This is a genomic window from Falsiroseomonas oryziterrae, assembly GCF_021864505.1.
Taxonomy (GTDB): domain Bacteria; phylum Pseudomonadota; class Alphaproteobacteria; order Acetobacterales; family Acetobacteraceae; genus Falsiroseomonas; species Falsiroseomonas oryziterrae.
This window is the reverse complement of record NZ_JAKJIB010000499.1, coordinates 1-2,037: the sequence shown is the minus strand read 5'-3', so window position 1 is coordinate 2,037 and position 2,037 is coordinate 1. Positions and strand designations below refer to the sequence as shown.

Sequence of the window (2,037 nt, the reverse complement as noted above, 5' to 3'; positions counted from 1 at the left end):
GTGCCGGCGCTGGACGCAGCGCTCGCGGGACAGGCGGCGCGCGCGGCGCTGCGCGCGGAGGAGGCGACGGGGCGCGCGGCCTTCGGCGCGATCTGGGGCGATGCGGAGGCGATGGCGGCGCTGGTCGGATGGGCGGAGGCACAGCCGCGCGAGGTGGTGTCGAAGCTCGCCGCCGATGCGCCGGCGGCCGCGGCCGAACCGGCGCTGGATGCATGGGAGGAACTGGTCGCGGCGACCGGACTCGATGCGGCGGCGGCCTTTGGCGGCGATGATCCCGCCTTCGCGGATGTCGCGGCGCGGCTCGGGGATTGGGCGGCGGCGCCGGAATCGCTGCCGCTCTGGGTCGGCTGGCAGCGCGCCGTGCAGGCGGCGGGGCCGGAGCTGGCGCCGATCGCGGAGCGGCTCGCGGATGGGCGGCTTGCGCCGGAACAGGCGATCCCGGCCTTCGACTACGCGCTGGACGAGGCGCTGATGAAGGCGGCGATGCGCGCGCGGCCGGAGCTTGCGACCTTCGACGGCGCGGCCTTCGACAGGCTCGTCGCCGACTTCGCCGAGGCCGACCGCGCGCGGGTCGAGCTGACGCGGCGCGAATGCGCCTGGACGCATGCCGATGCGTTGGCGCGCGTACGCGCCGGCATGCCCGGCTACGAGATCCTGAAGGGCGAGTTCGAGAAGAAGCGCGGCCACCTGCCGGTGCGCGAATTGCTGACGCGCGCGGGCCGCGCGATCCAGGCGGCGAAGCCGGTCTTCATGATGTCGCCGCTGTCGGTCGCGCAGTTCCTGGCGCCGCCGCATGGGCTCAAGCCGGGGTTGACCTTCGACCTGCTGGTGATCGACGAGGCCTCGCAGATCGAGCCGGTGGATGCCCTTGGTGCGATCGCCAGGTGCCGGCAGGTGGTGGTGGTGGGCGACGACCGGCAGATGCCGCCGACCCGCTTCTTCCAGCGCATGACGAGCGAGGATGAGGGCGAGGAGGAGTTCGCCGAGGGGCCGGTGGCGGCGCGCGAGGTGGAGAGCATCCTGGGTCTCGCGAATGCCCGCGGCGTGCCGAACGTGATGCTGCGCTGGCACTATCGCAGCCGGCACGAGAGCCTGATCGCGACGTCGAACGCGGAGTTCTACGAGAACCGGCTGATGGTGCTGCCGAGCCCGAAGGCGCGCAGCGCGAAGCTGGGGCTGTCGCTGGTGCGGGTGGATGGCCAGTGGCAGGAGGGCGCGGGCACCAACCGCATCGAGGCGGAGGCGGTGGCGCAGGCGGTGATGCGCCATGCGAAGGAGACGCCGGGGGATTCGCTCGGCGTCGCCGCCTTCTCGATCAAGCAGCGCGACGCGATCATGGACGAGATCGAGAAGCTGCGGCGCGAGAGCCCCGACACGGAAGCCTTCTTCGCGAGCCACGAGGACGAGCCCTTCTTCGTCAAGAACCTCGAGAACGTGCAGGGCGACGAGCGCGATTCGATCCTGATCAGCGTCGGCTATGCGCGCGGCGCCGACGGGAAGCTGGCGATGCGCTTCGGCCCGCTCTCGGCCGATGGCGGCGAGCGGCGGCTGAATGTGCTGATCACGCGCGCCAAGAAGCGCTGCATCGTGTTCAGCGGGCTGACGGCCGAGGACATCAACCTCGAACGTGCCTCCGGCCGCGGCGTCGAGGCGCTGAAGACCTTCCTTCGGTTTGCCGCGCAGGGGGAGATGCGCCAGGTCGCGGCGCAGCAGGCAACGGCGCCGCTCTCCGCCGTCATCGCGAAGGAGATCGCGGAACTCGGCAAGGAGCCGGTGGCGCGGGTCGGGATCGCGGGCCTCTTCCTCGACGTCGCGGCACGCGAGGGCACGGATTTCGTGCTCGGCGTGGAGGCCGATGCGGGCGACTGGGCGAGCGTGCGCGCGGCGCGCGACCGCGAGCGCGGGCGGCCCTCGGCGCTCGGCATGATGGGCTGGAAGCTGCATCGCGCCTGGTCGCTCGCCTGGCTGCAGCGGCCGGAGGCGGAGCGCGCAAGGCTGCGCGCGGCGCTGGGCGCGGCGCCGGAGGTCAAGGCGGAC

General features: G+C 72.8%; 1 protein-coding gene. It reads left to right on the top strand.

Going from position 1 to position 2,037, the window contains the following annotated elements:
* The coding region (locus L2I40_RS22430) for an AAA domain-containing protein (protein WP_237217548.1) at positions 1-2,037 on the top strand (2,037 nt) is incomplete at both ends.